At 42.4% G+C, this 1,141-nt stretch carries 2 protein-coding genes; both read right to left on the bottom strand.

All coding sequences use genetic code 11. The features are described 5' to 3' along the window. Nucleotides 1–808, bottom strand: an 808-nt coding sequence (locus tag H9X96_RS22405) for an IS3 family transposase (RefSeq protein WP_187668425.1), incomplete at its 3' end; no start/stop codon positions are given. Beyond that, complete coding sequence (locus H9X96_RS22400; protein ID WP_187668424.1) at nucleotides 805–1,083, bottom strand: transposase; 279 nt, start codon at nucleotides 1,081–1,083, stop codon at nucleotides 805–807. The genes H9X96_RS22400 and H9X96_RS22405, both read right to left, overlap by 4 nt. Nucleotides 1,084–1,141: the final 58 nt, after the last annotated feature.

Below are 1,141 nucleotides of genomic sequence, written 5' to 3'. Positions count from 1 at the left end.
TAAGATCCTCCATAGACTGATGCCTTCTTTGATTATTATAAAATTCGACATACCGTTTCACACCCTGGAATAGTTCCATGCCACCGTTAGGCGGGTTCAGGTAAATATATTCCTGTTTCAATGATCTCCAGAATCTTTCGATAAACACATTGTCCAGCGCTCTTCCCTTTCCATCCATGGATATACTTACGTTATTATCCTTAAGGACTTTGGTAAATATGGGGCTGGTAAACTGTGAACCCTGATCGGTATTGAATATTTCAGGAGTGCCGTGTTCTGCTATGGTTTCCAGCAGCACGTCTCTGCACCATTCTACCGTCATGGTGTTAGAAATGCTCCAGCCCACAATCTTGCGGCTATACACATCTATAATGGCGAACATGTACATGAAGCCTCTGAACATGGGAATATAAGTGATATCTGCCTGCCAAACCTGGCCCGAACGGTTTATTTTTAATCCTTTAAGCAAATACGGATATTTATAATCTGCTGCATTTGCTTTACTTAGGTTCTTCTTTGGATAGATCGTCCGCAGGTTCATTACACGATACAGACGCCGTACACGCTTGGCATTTACATGATAGCCCAGGTCTTTGTTCAGATACGCAGTCATTCGTTCCACGCCATAAAACGGGCAATCCAGAAACTTGCGGTCAATTACATTCATCATCGACTGGTTGAACAGGGACTCGCCTTTGGGCTTGAAATAATAGCAGCTACGTTGCAGATTCAGCAGTTTACATTGACCAGCAATACTCAGCGCATCATGTTCCGGGGAAATGAGGCTTCGCCTTTCAATCATGCTCATTTCCCCAAGACTTTTTTTAAGAAATCAACCTGGATCTGAAGTTCTCCAATTTTTGAGTACAGTTCTTTCTCTTTGGATTCCTCTTTCTCGGCAGGTTTCTCTGAACCGAACACCGTATCGGCCTTTTCCAGAAACTCCCGTTTCCAGGCAGTGATCTGTGTGGGGTGAAGACTGTACTTGGAAGCAAGTTCCTGCATAGTACTGGCCTCTTTAATGGCTTCAAGAACTACTTTGGTCTTGAAAACCGGACTGAATTTTCTACGCTCTTTTTTCATTTTTCAACTGTTAAATTTATGAATTTAATCAGCTGTCCAATATTTGGGGAGTATTATA

The sequence above is a fragment of the Pedobacter sp. N36a genome (assembly GCF_014472395.1).
In the GTDB taxonomy this organism is placed as follows: Bacteria; Bacteroidota; Bacteroidia; order Sphingobacteriales; family Sphingobacteriaceae; genus Pedobacter.
The sequence above is the reverse complement of the archived record's forward strand: the minus strand, read 5'-3'. Positions and strand labels throughout refer to the sequence as shown.